16 protein-coding genes are annotated in these 15,280 nt (G+C 73.3%); 3 read left to right on the top strand and 13 right to left on the bottom strand.

The features are described 5' to 3' along the window. Positions 1 to 3 precede the first annotated feature (3 nt). From OG435_RS03795 to OG435_RS03755, 10 genes are all read right to left on the bottom strand, one after another. The gene (locus tag OG435_RS03795) at positions 4 to 414 is read right to left on the bottom strand and encodes a hydrogenase maturation nickel metallochaperone HypA (protein WP_266875279.1); all 411 of its coding nucleotides are present in this window, start codon (positions 412 to 414) and stop codon (positions 4 to 6) included. Between the two features lie 117 nt (positions 415 to 531). After that, the gene (locus tag OG435_RS50670; protein ID WP_430625571.1) at positions 532 to 636 is read right to left on the bottom strand and encodes a DUF6893 family small protein; all 105 of its coding nucleotides are present in this window, start codon (positions 634 to 636) and stop codon (positions 532 to 534) included. Next, a complete protein-coding gene (locus OG435_RS03790) occupies positions 633 to 1,190 on the bottom strand; it encodes a hydrogenase maturation protease (protein ID WP_266875278.1) in 558 nt (185 codons plus the stop codon). The genes OG435_RS50670 and OG435_RS03790 overlap by 4 nt, the downstream gene beginning before the upstream one ends. Next, complete coding sequence (locus OG435_RS03785) at positions 1,187 to 2,635, bottom strand: hypothetical protein (protein WP_266875277.1); 1,449 nt, start codon at positions 2,633 to 2,635, stop codon at positions 1,187 to 1,189. Before OG435_RS03785 ends, OG435_RS03790 begins: the two co-directional genes overlap by 4 nt. Continuing rightward, positions 2,632 to 3,324: a DUF6084 family protein gene (locus OG435_RS03780; RefSeq protein WP_266875276.1), complete on the bottom strand. Its 693-nt coding sequence runs from the start codon at positions 3,322 to 3,324 to the stop codon at positions 2,632 to 2,634. Before OG435_RS03780 ends, OG435_RS03785 begins: the two co-directional genes overlap by 4 nt. After that, on the bottom strand, positions 3,321 to 3,974 hold the full coding sequence (locus OG435_RS03775; RefSeq protein ID WP_266875275.1) for a DUF5947 family protein: 654 nt from the start codon (positions 3,972 to 3,974) through the stop codon (positions 3,321 to 3,323). Before OG435_RS03775 ends, OG435_RS03780 begins: the two co-directional genes overlap by 4 nt. After that, positions 3,971 to 4,513, bottom strand: a complete 543-nt coding sequence (locus OG435_RS03770; protein ID WP_266875274.1) for a hypothetical protein — start codon at positions 4,511 to 4,513, stop codon at positions 3,971 to 3,973. The genes OG435_RS03775 and OG435_RS03770 overlap by 4 nt, the downstream gene beginning before the upstream one ends. Then, positions 4,510 to 6,294, bottom strand: a complete 1,785-nt coding sequence (locus OG435_RS03765; protein WP_266875273.1) for a nickel-dependent hydrogenase large subunit — start codon at positions 6,292 to 6,294, stop codon at positions 4,510 to 4,512. Before OG435_RS03765 ends, OG435_RS03770 begins: the two co-directional genes overlap by 4 nt. A 75-nt stretch (positions 6,295 to 6,369) precedes the next feature. After that, entirely contained in the window at positions 6,370 to 7,443 is a 1,074-nt protein-coding gene (locus tag OG435_RS03760) for a hydrogenase expression protein HypE (RefSeq protein ID WP_266875272.1), read from the bottom strand. 98 nt (positions 7,444 to 7,541) lie between these two features. Further along, positions 7,542 to 9,323 carry an enoyl-CoA hydratase-related protein gene (locus tag OG435_RS03755; protein WP_266875271.1) on the bottom strand — a complete coding sequence of 594 codons (1,782 nt, stop codon included), beginning with the start codon at positions 9,321 to 9,323 and terminating at the stop codon, positions 7,542 to 7,544. Between the two features lie 1,007 nt (positions 9,324 to 10,330). Between OG435_RS03755 and OG435_RS03750 the strand changes: the two genes are divergently transcribed. The 3 genes from OG435_RS03750 (at position 10,331) to OG435_RS03740 (ending at position 14,093) form a co-directional block, all read left to right on the top strand. Next, positions 10,331 to 10,585 (top strand): hypothetical protein, encoded by a 255-nt coding sequence (locus OG435_RS03750; RefSeq protein ID WP_266875270.1) that lies wholly within the window; start codon positions 10,331 to 10,333, stop codon positions 10,583 to 10,585. A 50-nt stretch (positions 10,586 to 10,635) separates the two neighbouring features. Further along, the gene (locus OG435_RS03745; protein WP_266875269.1) at positions 10,636 to 13,095 is read left to right on the top strand and encodes a SpoIIE family protein phosphatase; all 2,460 of its coding nucleotides are present in this window, start codon (positions 10,636 to 10,638) and stop codon (positions 13,093 to 13,095) included. A 107-nt stretch (positions 13,096 to 13,202) separates the two neighbouring features. Further along, positions 13,203 to 14,093, top strand: a complete 891-nt coding sequence (locus tag OG435_RS03740) for a SigB/SigF/SigG family RNA polymerase sigma factor (RefSeq protein WP_266875267.1) — start codon at positions 13,203 to 13,205, stop codon at positions 14,091 to 14,093. On the opposite strand, the gene OG435_RS03735 is transcribed toward OG435_RS03740, so the two are convergent. The 3 genes from OG435_RS03735 to OG435_RS03725 form a co-directional block, all read right to left on the bottom strand. Then, positions 14,017 to 14,538, bottom strand: a complete 522-nt coding sequence (locus OG435_RS03735; RefSeq protein WP_266875266.1) for an ATP-binding protein — start codon at positions 14,536 to 14,538, stop codon at positions 14,017 to 14,019. The two genes, OG435_RS03740 and OG435_RS03735, sit on opposite strands and share 77 nt — an antisense overlap. Before the next feature lie 13 nt (positions 14,539 to 14,551). Further along, positions 14,552 to 14,917, bottom strand: coding sequence for an STAS domain-containing protein (locus OG435_RS03730; protein ID WP_266875265.1), 366 nt, complete (start codon positions 14,915 to 14,917; stop codon positions 14,552 to 14,554). 62 nt (positions 14,918 to 14,979) lie between these two features. Further along, positions 14,980 to 15,279: an STAS domain-containing protein gene (locus OG435_RS03725; RefSeq protein ID WP_266875264.1), complete on the bottom strand. Its 300-nt coding sequence runs from the start codon at positions 15,277 to 15,279 to the stop codon at positions 14,980 to 14,982. Position 15,280: the final 1 nt, after the last annotated feature.

The following is a 15,280-nucleotide window of genomic DNA, read 5'->3' as shown; positions in this document are numbered from 1 at the left end:
GGGTCAGGCCTCCTCTGAGATCGGGGCGAGGCAGGGGGCCGCGACGGTGGCGCCCTCGGTGGACCGCGCGTCCTCCCAGGTCACGGTGAGGATGCGCAGCTCGCGCCCGGAGAGCAGCTCGACCTCCGTGGCGCTTCCGCACCGGGGACAGCACAGTTCGGGAGGCAACCCCACGGCCCAGTCGCCCGCGCAGGCGCCGCAGCGTGCACGGGCCGGCACGGACCGGACGACGAGCTCGGCCCCTTCCAGGAGGGTTCCGGCGCAGGCCAGTTCGAAGCAGAAGCCGAGTGCGTCCGGGACCACCCCGGCCAACTCGCCCACCTGGAGCTCCACTCGGCTCACGGTGCTGCCGGCCTCCGGGGCCGCTTCCTCCACCTGGCCCACGACGGCCAGGGCGATCGACATCTCGTGCATCGGGTTCGGTCTCCGTCCTGCCGCGGCTCATTACACCGGCAGGACCGGGGCGCCGCGGCCGGGCACGCCGGGAGCCCGTACGCCCCGTACTCCATTCGGAGGGCGGGGCGTACGCGTTCACATGCCGCGGATGCGCAAGTAGCGCCTGATGTCGGGCAGGACCTGCTTGAGGACGGCGACCAGGGCCAAGGCGGCGGCCCCGCCGACGAGTACCTTCTTCATGGGGTGCTCCTCAGTTCTCGGCGGTTCGGGTCGTGGGTCCCGGGTGCGTACGTTTCCTCCTGCCCGAGCAGGTCCAGCTGCCCGAGCAGGTCCAGGAGGGCGCGCACGGCCTGCGGCACCGCGTCGGCCACCGGCCCGCTCAGCCCGATGCCCTCCTCGACGCAGGCGGGTTCGCAGCCGAGGACGAGCACGCGCCGGGGCGCCTCGGCGCCGGTACCGGCGCACAGGGTGTCCAGCAGGGCCAGGACGGTGGCGGGCGACATGTCGTGGCCGTCGAGGGCGGCCCCGCCCGGGGGAGCGGCCGTCTCCTCGCCGACCTCGATCAGGTAGAGGGTGCCGGGGGCCCCGCCGCGCGCGGTGGCGTCGACGAGGACGACCGTGTCGTAGCCGTCCAGCAACTGGTAGGCGAGGTGGACCCCGCGGACCCCGAAGTCCACCGCCTCCACGCCCTGCGGCAGCGGGTGCGCCGACAGGGCCCGCAGGGTCTCCACACCGAAGCCGTCGTCACCGAGGAAGACGTTGCCGATGCCCGCGACCAGGGTGCGGCCGCTCATCGGGGCTCCCCGGGGACGACGGTGACCTCGTCCGGCTGGAAGTACAGGAACCGGCCCTGCTCCCGGCGGATGTCGGCGCCCGGGTCGCCCTCCACGGTGACGGCGAGGTGAACGCCCCCGTCGACATCGTGCAGCACGGTCTCCACCAGGGCGGTGCGGCCCTGGAGGAACAGGTCCTGGGCGTCCGTCCGGCGCAGTCCCGGCCGCAGCACGACACGGCTTCCGGCGCCCACCCGGACGCCGTCGACCGTCACGTGCTCGGGTACGGGCGCGGCGGCGTCCGCCCCGGCCGGGTCCCACCAGGGGGTGTCCGGCCGGAACAGCGTGTCCGGATCCTGCGCGGCAGGCTCGACGGCGGCCCCGAAGGCGGCCCCGCCGGTGATGTCGCGCAGGCCCCGTACGGCCCCGTGGAGCCGCTCCAGTACCTCGGGGGGCATCGAGTCGGCCAGCTCGATCACGGCGGCGGCCCGGGGATCGGTCCCGCGGGCCTCCCTCTTCTCCTGGTCGGTGAGGGCCGCCGTGCGCAGGGCCAGGATCTCGTCGATCTCGGTGGCGTCGTACATGGCCCCGGCGCTCTCGGGGGCGATGGCCGGATGGTCCTCCAGGATGATGGGGGAGGACAGGACCACGTCCGCGCGGCCCGGCTCGCCCGCCAGTACCGGCCAGGTGTGCCGGTTCTCGCAGGTCGCGACAGCCCCCTTGGCCCACTCGGGCGGGTCGGTCATCGACAGGAAGGAGCCGGCGCTCAGCGCCAGCAGGAGATGCGCGGCGACCAGGGAGCGGGGCAGGGCCTCCTCCCGCGTCGTGGACGGATCCGCCGGGGCCCACGGGCCGGTGTTCTCCACCACGGCGGTGAGCTTCGACACCCGGTAGGGCCCTTCGAGTTCGGCCGCGCGCAGCCGCAGGATCCCGTCGATCCGTTCCGTGCGCCGCACCATGCGGCCGACCGGGCGGCCTTCGGCGTCGAGCACCGGCTCGACCTCCTCGCGGGCGGCCCGGGAGAAGGGGAAGACCGCCTCGGAGTCCGCCAGTTCGGCCAAGGGCACGGACACCTCCACCCGTTCCTCGGTCCCTTCGTCCCAGGGGACCAGCACCCGGTCGTCCAGGTGGAGTTCGGCGACCTCCTCGAACGAGCCGTCGGTGCGGACCCGTTGGACCGTACGCCGCTGCGCGTGCAGGAAGCGCAGCTCCAGGGAGAGCGTCGCCGCGCCCCGGGGCTCCAGCAGGATCTCCGTCCGCTGGAAGGAGTGCTCCCCGTGGGCGGGGGCCCAGGCGGGCGGCACGAGCACGCCGAACTGCCAGCGCATCCGGTTCTTCGCCGCGGAGGCCCGGTACGGGTAGAGGACGTACCCCTCGAAGAGGACGGCGTCGGCCACCTGCCGGGCCGTGGCGAAGCGGCAGTCCGAGGCGTCGACGGGGCCGGGGCCGGGGGCGGTCGTGGTCACGGCGCCGTCCTCTCGATGACGAGCGGCGCCGGCGTCCCCAGCCGGAACGGGGCGGGCGCCGGATCGGCCGCCCGGTCCAGGAGGGTGCGCACGGTGGCCTCCCACGAGGGGAGGGCGTGCCGGGAGCGGAAGGCCAGCAGGTCGGCCATGGTGTCGGCGGGCAGTCGCAGCCAGCCGCATCCCGGGAAGTGCTGCTCGACCATCTCCCGCCAGACGGCCACGGGCATCCGGTACGAGGCCTCGCGGTCCCAGGGCACCGGTTCGACGTGGAAGCCGCCCGCCCCGGTGAAGGCGGTCCCCGAGAACAGCATCAGCATCGGGACCTCACCGTCCTGGAGCGCCGCGAAGTACCGGGTCGCCGCGATGTCCATGTCGTAGCTGCACGGCACCACGAGGTCCACCTCGGTCTCCCCGGTGAAACTCGGGACCATGACCGGGACCTGCGCGAACTGCACCGGCTGAAGCGTGGTCCCCCAGCGGGAGGGATCGCCGAACAGGTCGGCCAGGCCGTCCGCCTCGGCGGGGCCGTAGCGCCGCTTGGCGGGCTCCACGCGGAGCTGGCAGCGCAGGGCGACGGCGTGCACGCGCACCTCGGGCGAGGCGGTCAGCCGCAGCCGGAACACCAGCGTGGGTCCGGCGGCGTACGGGTCCGCGCGCACCCCGGTGCAGGAGAAGCCGAAGTCGGTCACGGCCGCCCCGCTTCCGCCGGGTCCGGGGCGAGCACCCGGGCCCGCCGCTCGACCCGCTCGAAGAACAGGCGCAGCGCCTCCCGGGCTTCGGCGCCCCCGTCGAAGCCCTGCCACAGCATCCGCATCCGGCCCACCAGCTCGTAGCAGATGTCGATGGGGACCAGGTGGCAGGTGGTGTCGCCGGCCGCGCGGTGCAGCAGCAGCGCCTCCACGTCGGGCTCCAGCAGGCCCGCCAGGCGTCCGGCGCCGAGCACCCGCTGCCAGGTCTCCGGGTCGAGCTCGCTCTCGGTGGCCCCGGCGGGGCTCGGGTAGAGCGCGACCAGGCGGTCCAGCGCGGCGTTGCGGAAGAGGAAGGCCACCCCGACGGGGATCTGGAGGGCCTCCCAGGCGCCCTCGCCCAGCGGACGCTCCGGGTCGGTGAGGTAGCGGTCGGGGACGGCGCGGAACCGGCCGGTGGCCGACCCGGGCCGGTCGAAGAGCAGGGCGCAGGCGGTGCAGGCGCAGACCAGGGCCCGCCGCTCGGTCTCCACGAGGTGGCGGTGCCCGTCCTCGGCGACGGCCACCCCGCACAGTTCGCAGGTCTCGGGGCGCGGTGGCCGGGCGCCGGCGAACCTGCGCAGGCCGCGCGCGGCCGGGGCCGGCGCGCTCACCGCACCCGTGCCGGGGTCTGCGGGCGGGCGCCGATCTGGAGGAGGGCCGGGGCGGGGGCCGCCTTCTCCACCTCCACGGAGGTCACTTCGGGCGCGAAGGCCGCCAGGGCGTCCGCCACGCCGCTCGGGACCCCGGCGGAGCCGGCGTCCGCACCGCCGCAGCCGCAGCCGCCGCCGGCGGGAACGCTCAGCCTCAGGACGCCCGAGGCGGGGTCGAAGCCGAGCAGTTCCGCGGACTCCGGTGCGGACCGCAGCGCCCGCCCGATCCGGACGTGCACGTCCTCGGGGTTCAGGTCGTGCAGGGCCAGCAGGCTCGCGACGAGCTCGTCGTCCAGCAGCGGGGCCAGGCCGTGGTCCCCGAGCCGTTCCGTGATCCGGGCGAGCCCCGCCCCGTAGAACTGCATGAGCCCGCGGACCAGTTCCTCGGCGGCGGCGCAGGCCGCCCGGTCCCCCGTGGCGGCGAGCCGGTCGAGGACCTCGTCCACCCGGCGCCCCGCCTCCCGTGCGTCGAGCGCGACGCCCGCGGGTGCGGCGCTCATCCGCCCAGTCCGCTCAGGCCGGTGGGAACGTGCATGTTCTTGACGGTCTTGCCGCCACCGACGTACATGTGCACGCCGCACGGCAGGCAGGGGTCGAAACTGCGGACGGCCCGCATGATGTCGATGCCCTTGAAGTTCTCCGGGGTGTTCTCCTCGAAGATGGGGGTGTTCTGCACGGCGTCCTCGTACGGTCCCGGGGTGCCGAAGGTGTCGCGGGTGCTGGCGTTCCACGGAGTCGGCGGGTACGGGTGGTAGTTGGCGATCTTCCCGTCGCGGATGACCATGTGGTGCGACAGGACGCCCCGTACGGCCTCGGTGAAGCCGACGCCGACCGCCTGGTCCGGCACCTCGAACTTCTCCCAGGTCTGGGTGCGTCCGGCGCGGACCTCCGCCAGCCCCTTCTCGGCGCAGTGCAGCGCGATGGCGGCCGCGTACGCCTGGAAGTAGGTACGGGCCCGGTTGCGCTCCAGGGCGTTGCTCCACTTCGGGATCCGCCACTCGAAGGTCGTCTCGGGCTTGGTCATCGTCTTCGGCAGGTTGATGACCACGCTGTGCCCGGTGGCCTTGACGTAGCCCACGTCCACCAGCGCGGACAGGGCCGTGGACCACAGCCGGGCGATGGGGCCGCCGCCGGTGTCGAGCGCCAGGTGGTCCTTGCCGTCGAACCAGCGGGGCGACATCACCCAGCTGTACTTGTCGTCGAAGTTCCGCTTCTGCGGGGCCGGGATGGTGTGCTGGTTCCACGGGTGGCGCGGGTCCACCGGGTTGCCGAGCGGGTCGTGCGTGACGAACTGCTCCTGCCCCTGCCAGTCGTCGTAGTACGAGCTGCCCAGCAGGATGCGGATGCCCAGGTTGATCTCGGTGAGGTCGTTGGTGACCAGTTTGCCGTCCACCACCACGCCCGGGGTGACGAACATCTTCCGTCCCCAGTCGGTCATGTTGGCGTACGTGAAGTCGCAGTACTCGGGGTCGTTGAGGGCGCCCCAGCAGCCCAGCAGGACACGCCGGCGGCCGACCTCCTCGTAGCCGGGCAGGGCCTCGTAGAAGAAGTCGAAGAGGTCGTCGTGCAGCGGCACCACCTTCTTCATGAACTCCACGTACCGCATCAGGCGGCTCATGTAGTCGGTGAAGAGCTGGACCGAGGCGATGGTGCCGACGCCGCCCGGGTAGAGCGTGGAGGGGTGCACGTGGCGCCCCTCCATCAGGCAGAACATCTCCCGTGTGTAGCGGCTGACTTGGAGGGCCTCGCGGTAGAACTCGCCCTCGATGGGATTGAGCGAGCGCATGATGTCGGCGATGGTGCGGTAGCCGTGCTCGCCCGCGTGCGGGGCGGCGGTCCGCTCGGCCAGCTCCAGTACCCCGGGGTTGGTCTCGCGGACCATCTTCTCGCAGTAGTCGACCCCGACCAGGTTCTCCTGGAAGATGTTGTGGTCGAACATGTACTCCGCGGACTCGCCGAGGTTGATGATCCATTCGGCGAGGTGCGGGGGCTTCACCCCGTAGGCCATGTTCTGCGCGTAGACGGAACACGTGGCGTGGTTGTCGCCGCAGATCCCGCAGATGCGGCTGGTGATGAAGTGCGCGTCACGGGGGTCCTTGCCGCGCATGAAGACGCTGTAGCCACGGAAGACCGACGAGGTGCTGTAGCACTCGGCGACCCGCTTCTGCTTGAAGTCGATCTTCGTGTGGATGCCGAGGCTGCCCACGATCCGGGTGATCGGATCCCAGGCCATCTCGACCAGGCCGCTGCCGTCGCCGGCCGCCTTCGTCTTCGGTTCCATCGTGTCTGCCGTGACCCTTCATCAGCGCGGGTGGAGGAGGTGTGCGGAGCGGCCGGTCGGCCGCCGGGGCGGGGTTCACCAGGGAGGGCGGTAGCCCGTCGTGAGCTTCTCGCCGGAGTGGCGCCACTTGGGCTCCTGGTCGACGGTGTGCAGGGTGATCGCCCGGAGCCTGCGGATCACGGCGCCGTACGCGCCGCTGGCCTTGGTGGAGACCTTGGCTCCCGGCGGTTCGTCCATGAACGGCATGAACTTGTCCGGGAAGCCCGGCATGGTGCAGGCGATGCAGATGCCGCCCACGTTCGGGCAGCCGCCGATGCCGTTCATCCAGCCGCGCTTGGGCACGTTGCACTTGACCACCGGGCCCCAACAGCCGATCTTCACAAGGCACTTGGGGGAGTCATAGGTCTCCGCGAACTGGCCCTGCTCGTAGTAGCCGGCCCGGTCGCAGCCCTCGTGCACCGTGTTGCCGAACAGCCACGTGGGCCGCAGCTTGTCGTCGAGCGGGATCATCGGGGCCGAGCCGGCCGCCTGGTAGAGCAGGTAGGTGAGCGTCTCCGAGAAGTTGTCCGGCTGGATCGGACACCCCGGCACGCACACGATCGGGATTCCGGCGTGGGACTTCCAGTCCCAGCCCAGGTAGTCGGGCAGCCCCATCGCGCCCGTCGGATTCCCCTCCATCGCGTGGATGCCACCGTACGTGGCGCAGGTGCCGATGGCCACCACGGCCAGGGCCTTGGGCGCCAGCCGGTCGATCCACTCGCTGGTGGTGATGGGCTGGCCGGTCGCCGGATCGTCGCCGAACCCGCACCAGTAACCCTCGGCCTTGATCTTCTCGTTGGGGATGGAGCCCTCGACCACCAGCACGAACGGGTCGATCTCGCCGCGCTCGCCCTTGAAGAACCACTCGATGAACGTGTCCGCGCCCCCGACGGGACCGCACTCGAAGTCGATCAGCGGCCAGTGCACGGCGATCCGGGGCAGCCCGGGCAGCGTCCCCGTCACGATCTCCTCGATGCTCGGCTGCATCGCGGCGGTCAGGGACACGGAGTCGCCGTCACAGCTCAGGCCCGCGTTGATCCAGAGGATGTGGATCAGTGGGTCGTCCGCCGCCGGGTCGTCCGTCACCGGGGCCGGCGTTGCTGCGTCCATGCGGGGGCCTCCTTGGGGAGGGGGAGGGGGAGGAGCGGCGGCGGGGCCCGCAGGGGAGGCCCCTCACCGCGAGGGGCTCATCGGCCCCACCTTTCTTGCTAGCACCGACCGGGATCCGGTGCCGCGTCGGATACACCCGGTCCGGTGACGGGCTGCGCCCGCACACCCCGCGGCGCGCCGCGGCGCGCCGGTACGGCGCGCGCGAGGTGCGGCGGCGTGACGTCCGGGCGCACCTTGCCCACGAAGGCCCGCCGCAGCGCGTGGTACGGAGACCGCGGGTCGAAGAAGGTCTGCCGCATCCGCTCCAGCTCGGCCGCCCGGTAGGAGGCCAACGGGCGCCGCGCCTCGTCCAGTTCCCGGCGCGCCTTCTTCGTGGCGATCCGGGCGGTGGTCGCGGGGTGGGCCGCGAGGCGCGCGGCGAGCGCCGCGGCCCGGTCGGCGAACTCCCCGGGCGGGCAGTCGACCGTACGGTCGACCAGGCCCAGCCGCCGGGCCGCCACGGTGCTTAGCGGCAGGGCCTCCGCGGTCAGGCGCTCCGCACCCGCCCGGCCGGTCCGGCGGGGCAGGGTGTACGTCCAGAACTCCGATCCGTACAGGCCCATCAGCCGGTAGTGCGGATTGAGGACCACACCGGAACGGCACCACACCTCGTCGGCGGCGAGGGCGAGCACCGCTCCGCCGGCGGCCGCGTTGCCGCCCAGCGCGGAGATTACGAGCCGGTCGGTGGTGGTCAGGACGGCTTCCACCAGGTCGTCCATGGCGTTGATGTTGGCCCAGGACTCCCCGGCGGGATCGGCGGCGGCCTCGATGACGCCCAGGTGGATCCCGTTGGAGAAGAAGTCCCGTCCGCCGCCGAGGACGAGCACCGAGGTCGGGCGGGCGCAGGCCGCGCGGTAGGCGTCCAGCAGTCGGCGGCAGTGGGCGGTGCTCATCGCGCCGCCCGGGAAGGAGAACGACAGGAAGCCGGCCCCGCCCTCCTCGTGGTAGCCGATGTCGGACCAGGTACGGGGCTCCGCGCCCCGGCCGGATTCCGCCGGGGCGGGCAGCTCGGGCAGCCCGGGCAGCAGGTCGCCGAGGGCCAGGGCGGCGGGGAGCTTGGGGGCGGCCTGCCGCCCCGGGGCGCGGTGGGCCCGCAGCTCCGGGATCCACACGGCGCCGTCGGCGGTGGCCCGGCAGACGGCCCCCGCCCTGGTCGCCAGCAGTTCACCGGGGCGGCCGCGCAGCCGGTCCTCCGGATGGCCGCCGTGCAGGTACCAGACGCCGCCGAGCAGCTCGTCCCGTACACCGGGCCGGGAATCCGCCGCGCGCAGCGTCCGCAGCACCCGCTCGGTACCGTCCCGCAGCCAGTCGATCCGGCGGTGCTCCTGGCGCAGCAGGGGGCGGGCCAGGCCCCCGGTCTGCGGCTCGGGGACGTACGTTCCGGAGGCGAAGCGGTCCACGGCGAGCAGGACGGCCTCCAGGGCCGCGTCGGCGACCTCGCCCCGGTACCAGGCGCTCTTCGACAGGCCCGGATCCGGACCGGGACATTCCACCGAGGCCCAGACGTCGCCGGCGTCCATCTCCGCATTGGCCTGCAGGACGGTGACGCCCCACCGCGGGACCCCGTCCAGCAGGGCCCGGTCGAGCGAGGAGGGCCCGCGGTCCCCGACCGGACCGGGATGCACGATCAGGCAGGTGTGGGCGGACCAGACCTCCTCCGGCACGGCCGAGGTCAGCATCGGAGCGACGATCAGGTCGGGGCGGTGCAGCCGCACGGACGCCGCCAGATCGGCCCGGGGGAGCGCCAGCTCCACGGCGACTCTGTGGCCGTGGTCGCGCAGCTCGGCGTGGACCCGCTGGGTGAGACTGTTGAAGGCGCTCGCGACGAGCAGGACGTGCACGGGGGACTCCCTGCGACGGACCGGTGCCACGGCAGGTTGCCCGGCCGGATCGGCGGTGCGGGGCCGGTACGTGACCGGCCGCCAGAGATGTTTCGCCACGGCCGCGGACGAGCGTGCGCACCCCGCTGTCCGTGTCACCCGTACGCGCACTCGCACAGGGCCGCTCGGCGGCAGCGGGGAAGGACCCGCGGCGGGCCCCGGTCCCTGGTACCGCAGGGGGCCGGTGCGCGCATGCGTCCGGGGCGTCCGCGGCCCGGCGGGTGCGGCTCTGTGTCTACGGCCCGGCGACGCGGGTAGGCGCGGTGCACCGCGCGTACCGCCGTCAGGCGGCGACCCGCGCGCGGCGGGCACCCGACGGTGCCCGGCCGGACGGTCCGGGGTCCGGGCCGCCGGTTTCCCGACGAACGATCGGAGGCATCGTGACGCATCCGAAGAGCCTCGCGCCCACCGGCCGCCAGCCGGTACCGGGAGGGGCGGCGTCCATGGGGACGCCGCCCAATGACCCGGTGCCGCCCAGCCCGACCCCCTGCCCGGGCCCCGGTCCGGGACCTCGACCGGGGCCCCTGCCGGGTCCCGTACCGGCACCCGGGCCGGACCCGGTTCCGCCGGCGCCTCCGCGGCCCGAGCCCGACCCGCCGCCCGTACCGCGGCCCGACCGGCATCCTCCGCCGGGGCCCCTGCCGGGACCCGTGCCGGCACCGGAGCCCGTGACCTGACCCTGTGATCAGGGGGCCGGCCCTCTCCGTGGGTACGTTCTGCCTTGCCCTCGCGCCTCCCGGAACGCGCCTCCCGGAACGGATCCCGGTACGTCCCGCAGCCGCCGGACGCCCCCGATGACGGAGTGCGGCCCCCGTCGCGGCCATGAGGGCCGAGGCCGCACCCCGCAGCGGGCGCCTACCCGTCCGGGCGCGGTCGACGCCCGGTTTGCGGCACCCGGAGCGGGGCAGCCGCCCGTGCGGGAGCCGTGGGGGCTCCCGTACGGCTCCCGTCGACCGAGGAGGACGGCCATGGACGAGCAGGGTGGCGCGGGAGGAGTGCCGCCGGAGGGCGGCGGGGCGCAGCACGGGAAGCAGGAACGGCGCCGCACGACGCACTCCTACCGCCGTGACGACACGGAGCGCACCGGCCGCAGCGACGACCGGACCACGCCCGCGGCGGACACGGACGAGGCCAGTCGTATGGACCGTCCGCAGCAGCCGGAGAAGCCGGGCGGGAAGCCGGGCCGGAAGGGCACGCGGTGGGTGAGCCCGCGCGGTGGGTGACACCGGGCCGCACCCGGGCGGGCACGAGGACGGCGTGGGATGCTCAAGGAGTGAAGGGCGATGCCGCACCCGTGGGTGAGGGCGCCGCACCCGAGGTGGTGGCGCTCGCCAGGGTGGTGGCCAGACTCCGGTCGGAAGTCGTCGACCTGGAAGGCGTCGCAGCGACCACGGCCGTGGTCGAGCGGGCCAAGGGCGTACTCATGGCCACGGTGGGGGTCTCCGCCGACACGGCGTACGCGCTGCTCCTCGAACGGGCCGCCCGGCGAGGCCGCTGCCTCCTGGAAGAGTGCTGGATCGCGCTCGGGAACGTCCGCGTGCGCCGGCCGCCCGGGACCGCCCGGATCTCCCTGGGCACGGCCGTGCCGGTCTCCGCGGCCACGGGCCCGGAAGGCGCGCCGGGTGCCTCGGCGTTCAGCAGCCGCCGCTATCTCGCAGGCCACCACGACCGGGACGGCGAGCTGAACGGCCTGCTGGCGCGGGTCGCCGACGGCCTGGCGGCCGCGCACGGTGGCGACGGCATCGCGGAGCTGCTGGTGACCGTGCTCGGTGCGGCCACCGACGTGAACGCGGTGATGATCTACAGCGTGGCGGCCGCCGGGAGCCTGGATCTGACCGGAAGCGCCGGAATCGACGAGGCGCTGGCCGAGCAGTGGCGCCACATTCCCCCGCTGAGCGGGGTCGCCGCCCTCGAAGCGATCGCCGGCCGCCGCGCCCTCTGGCTGGAGGACGTCGAACAGGACGCCCGGCGCTATCTGCTGATCGGAGACCCACCGGAGCGGTGGCCCTCGCGCGCCTGGGTGCCGGTGCCCGGCGCGGGACCTCCCCGGGCGGCCATCGGATTCCTGCGCACCAGGCCGGGCCCCTTCGCCGCCGACACCAGGGTGTTGCTGCGCCAGGCGACCCGGCTGTGCGCGGGGCCCCTGGGAGCGCCCGAACCCCGCGATCCGCGGGACGCGGGAGGGGCCTTCGGCGACTACGCGGAGCCCGTCCAGATCATCCTGGACACCATGGCCGGCCCCACGATCCTGCTTACCCCCCTGCGCTCGGAAACGGGTGAGGTGGAGGACTACCGCATCGACGCGGCCGCGCCCGAGTCCGTGGACGTGGCCGGCCGGCGCGGCAAGGAGCTCGTGGGCCGCCGGATCCTGGAGACGTACCCCACCGTGGCGGGCACCGCCCTCTGGGAGGGGTACCTCAAGACGCTCATCACCGGCACCACGTACGAGGGGGAACCCTTCACCTACGAGGAAGTGGTCGCGGGCGCCCCCCGGCAGTCCGTCTACTCGGTCCGGGCGTCCCGGCTCGGAGACCACCTGGTCGTGTCGTGGATCTGCCACGACACCAGCCAGCGCGAGATCCGCCGGCTGGCCGACCTGCAGCGCCTCGGCAACCTCGGCTGGGCGGGCTGGAACCTCGTCACCGACACCGTCACCTGGTCCGAACAGGTCTACGCGATCTTCGACCGTGATCCGGGCCGGGGGCCGATGCCGCTGGAGGAGCTGCCGCGCCACGTCGTCGCCGAGGACCTCCAGCAGCTGGGCGCGGCCGTCGAGCGGCTGCTGAGCGAGGGGCTGTCCGTCGACCAGCCGTTCCGGATCACCACCCGGCGGGGAGTGCGCCACCTGCGGATCGTCGCCGAGGCCCAGACGGACGCCGACGGCGCACCCGTCGAGGTGCACGGCTTCTTCCAGGACCTGACCGCACAGCACGACGTCGAACTCGCCTTGCACGAGAGCGAGCGGGCCGTCCTGCTCCAGCGGGGCATGCTCCAGGCCGAACGGGCGCTCGCCGCGAGCCTCCAGGACACCCTGCTGCCGATCCCCGAACAGTCCCTGGAACTGGCCGGCCTGTGCGTCGACGTGGCCTACGTCCCCGCCGACAGCGGGATCAACGTGGGCGGCGACTGGTACAGCGCCATCGAACTCCCCGACGAGAGCGCCCTGTTCGTGGTCGGGGACGTGGCCGGCCACGGGCTGGCCGCCGTCGGGACCATGGCCCAGCTCCGGTTCACGACCAAGGGAATGACGGTCATCGGATCGCCCCTGCCCGATGTCCTGCGCCGGCTCAACACCCTCCTGCTGCACACCGGTTCGGACCATCCGGGCAGTGCCACCGCCACCATGGTCATGGCCCGCTACCGGCCCCGGGACCGGCGGCTGATCTGGGCCCGGGCGGGCCACTTGCCGCCCCTGCTGATCCGCGCCGGCCGGGCGGAGTTCCTGGAACAGCCCCAGGGCGCCCTGCTGGGCGCGACCGGCGAGGCCTCCTACGGGCAGGCCGCCGTCGACCTGGTGCCCGGTGACGACCTGCTCTTCTACACCGACGGGCTCGTGGAGGAACCGGGCGAGGACATCGAGGCGGGCCTCGGCCGGCTCGCGGAGGCGGCGGTGCGGCTCCTGCGGGAGGGGCGGGGCGAAACCCTCGCCCGCACGCTCGCCGCACTGTGCACGGCCCACCGTGACGACATCTGCGTGCTGCACGTCCACGTCCCGGACGGGGATGTTCCGTAAAAAGAGGGTCAGCCTTCCCCCGTACGGGTATATCCCTTCGAGAAGGCCACGACGGTTCCCGCCGCCCGCACGGAGCGGCCGGTGCCCACAATCCGTCGGAGGAACTCATGGCAACCGTTTCCAGCGACACCACGGACCCGTTCCCCACCGACCTCCGCACCGAGACGCCCGATGTGCCGGAGGACCGGCTCTCCGTCAGCACCGGCGAGGCGCGGACGCTGTCCGTCGCGCTCTTCAGACGGCTGAAGGAGCTGAGCGAGGGCACGCCGGAGTACTCGTACGTGCGCAATACGCTCGTCGAGCTCAACCTCAGCCTGGTGAAGTACGCGGCACGCCGGTTCCGCAACCGGTCCGAGCCCCTGGAGGACATCGTCCAGGTCGGCACGGTGGGCCTGATCAAGGCCATCAACCGGTACGACGTGGAGCGGGGGGTCGAGTTCACCACCTTCGCCATTCCCACCATCACCGGCGAGATGAAGCGGTTCTTCCGTGACACCAGCTGGTCCGTGAAGGTTCCGCGGCGCCTCCAGGAACTCCGCCTCGACATCGCCAAGACGCACGACGCGCTCGAGCAGCGGCTGGGACGGCAGCCGACCGACCCGGAGCTGGCGCGGCAGCTCGGCATCACCGCGGAGGCGCTGGACGAGGGCCGCGTGGCGGCCAACGGCTACCTGGCAGGATCCCTGGACGCTCCGGTGGGACCCGAGACGGACGCCGCCCCCCGGGGGCTGCCGCTGGGGGAGGAGGAGGCGGCGTACGACCGCATCGAATGCCTGGAGACGCTGAAGCCGCTCCTCGCCACGCTCAGTGACCGTGACCGTCAGATCCTCTCGCTGCGTTTCGGTCAGGAGCTGAACCAGTCCGAGATCGGCGAGCGGCTCGGCCTCTCCCAGATGCACGTCTCACGCCTGCTGAGCCGCATCATGGCGAGGCTCCGGACGGGAATGCTGGAGGATGAGACGGAAGACGAGGGGTCCCCCGCAGGGCCCGTGGAGTGATGACCTCCACCCACACGCACTTCCCGCCGTCGACCGGATCCGCGCCCCACGCGCCGGCCAGCCGCTCCACGATGAGCAGCCCGTGGCCCCCGGGGCGGGCCGGATCGGCGGGGAACCGGTAGAGGGGCATGACCGGACTGGGGTCCGTGACCTCGATGCGCAGCCGCTCCGGGGTGCAGTGCAGGAGCAGGCAAACCGGCCCGCTCGTGTGCATGCAGGCGTTGGCCACCACTTCGGACACGAGGAGCAGTACGTCGTCCGCCGCCTCGGCGCTCTCGTCCTCGTCGGCGGGCCCGTACGAGGGGCCGCTCGCGCTGTCGGTCTCCGGCAGCCACTGCCATTCGGTGAGGGCCCGGCGGGTGAAATCGCGGCATCGGCCGACGGCGTCCTCGGTGCCGTGCAACAGCAGACGCCGGGTCCGCTCCGGTGACCGGCGGTCGCTCATCGATGCTCCTGTGCTACGTGTGCCGGTGGCTCGCCAGAGCCGCCTCCACATCGGGGTGCTGCGGAAAGAGCCCGTCGGCGCCGGTGACCTGGAACATGCGCGCGACCGGCCGGTGCAGGCCGATCAGTTCGAGACTGCCGCCCGTTTCCCGGGCCGCGAGCCGGCTGTGCAACAACACGTTCAGTCCCGTGGAATCACAGAACGCCAGCCGGCTGACATCGATCAGCACGCGTCGTCCGCCACCTGCCCGGGCGGCTTCGAGGGCCGTGCGCAGGGGCTCCGCGGTGTCGTGGTCGAGCTCTCCGGCCAGGGTGAGGACGGTGGCCCCGTCAATGGGTCGCACGTCGACGGCGAAGCGGTCGTCGTCCGCCGAGGGCATCGCGCACCCCCTTCTCCCGGTCGTTCGGGTCTCGACAGCGGCTATGTCCCGCGCCTACCCCGTCAGGGGTCGCCCAACCCGGGCGGGGCGCTGTCGACGGGGAAGAGCGGGAGGGTGCCGGTGATCTCCAGCAGCCGCAGCATCTGGGCGCTCGGCGCGGCCAGGCGCAGCGTGTGGCCGGACTCCGCGGCGAGCAGGCGGGCCCGGAGCAGCAGGTTCAGCCCGGCGGAATCGCAGAAGGTGAGGCCGCTGAGGTCGACGACGACGTCGGTGGGACCGTCCGCACGGGTGACCGCTTCCAGCAGCAGGGTGCGCACCTCGTCGACCCGGCTGATGTCCATCTCGCCCGACATGCGGACCACG

It is taken from the genome of Streptomyces sp. NBC_01264 (genome assembly GCF_026340675.1).
Classification (GTDB): domain Bacteria; phylum Actinomycetota; class Actinomycetes; order Streptomycetales; family Streptomycetaceae; genus Streptomyces.
Note: the sequence above shows the minus strand (reverse complement) of the source record. Positions and strands in the feature narration are given on the sequence as shown.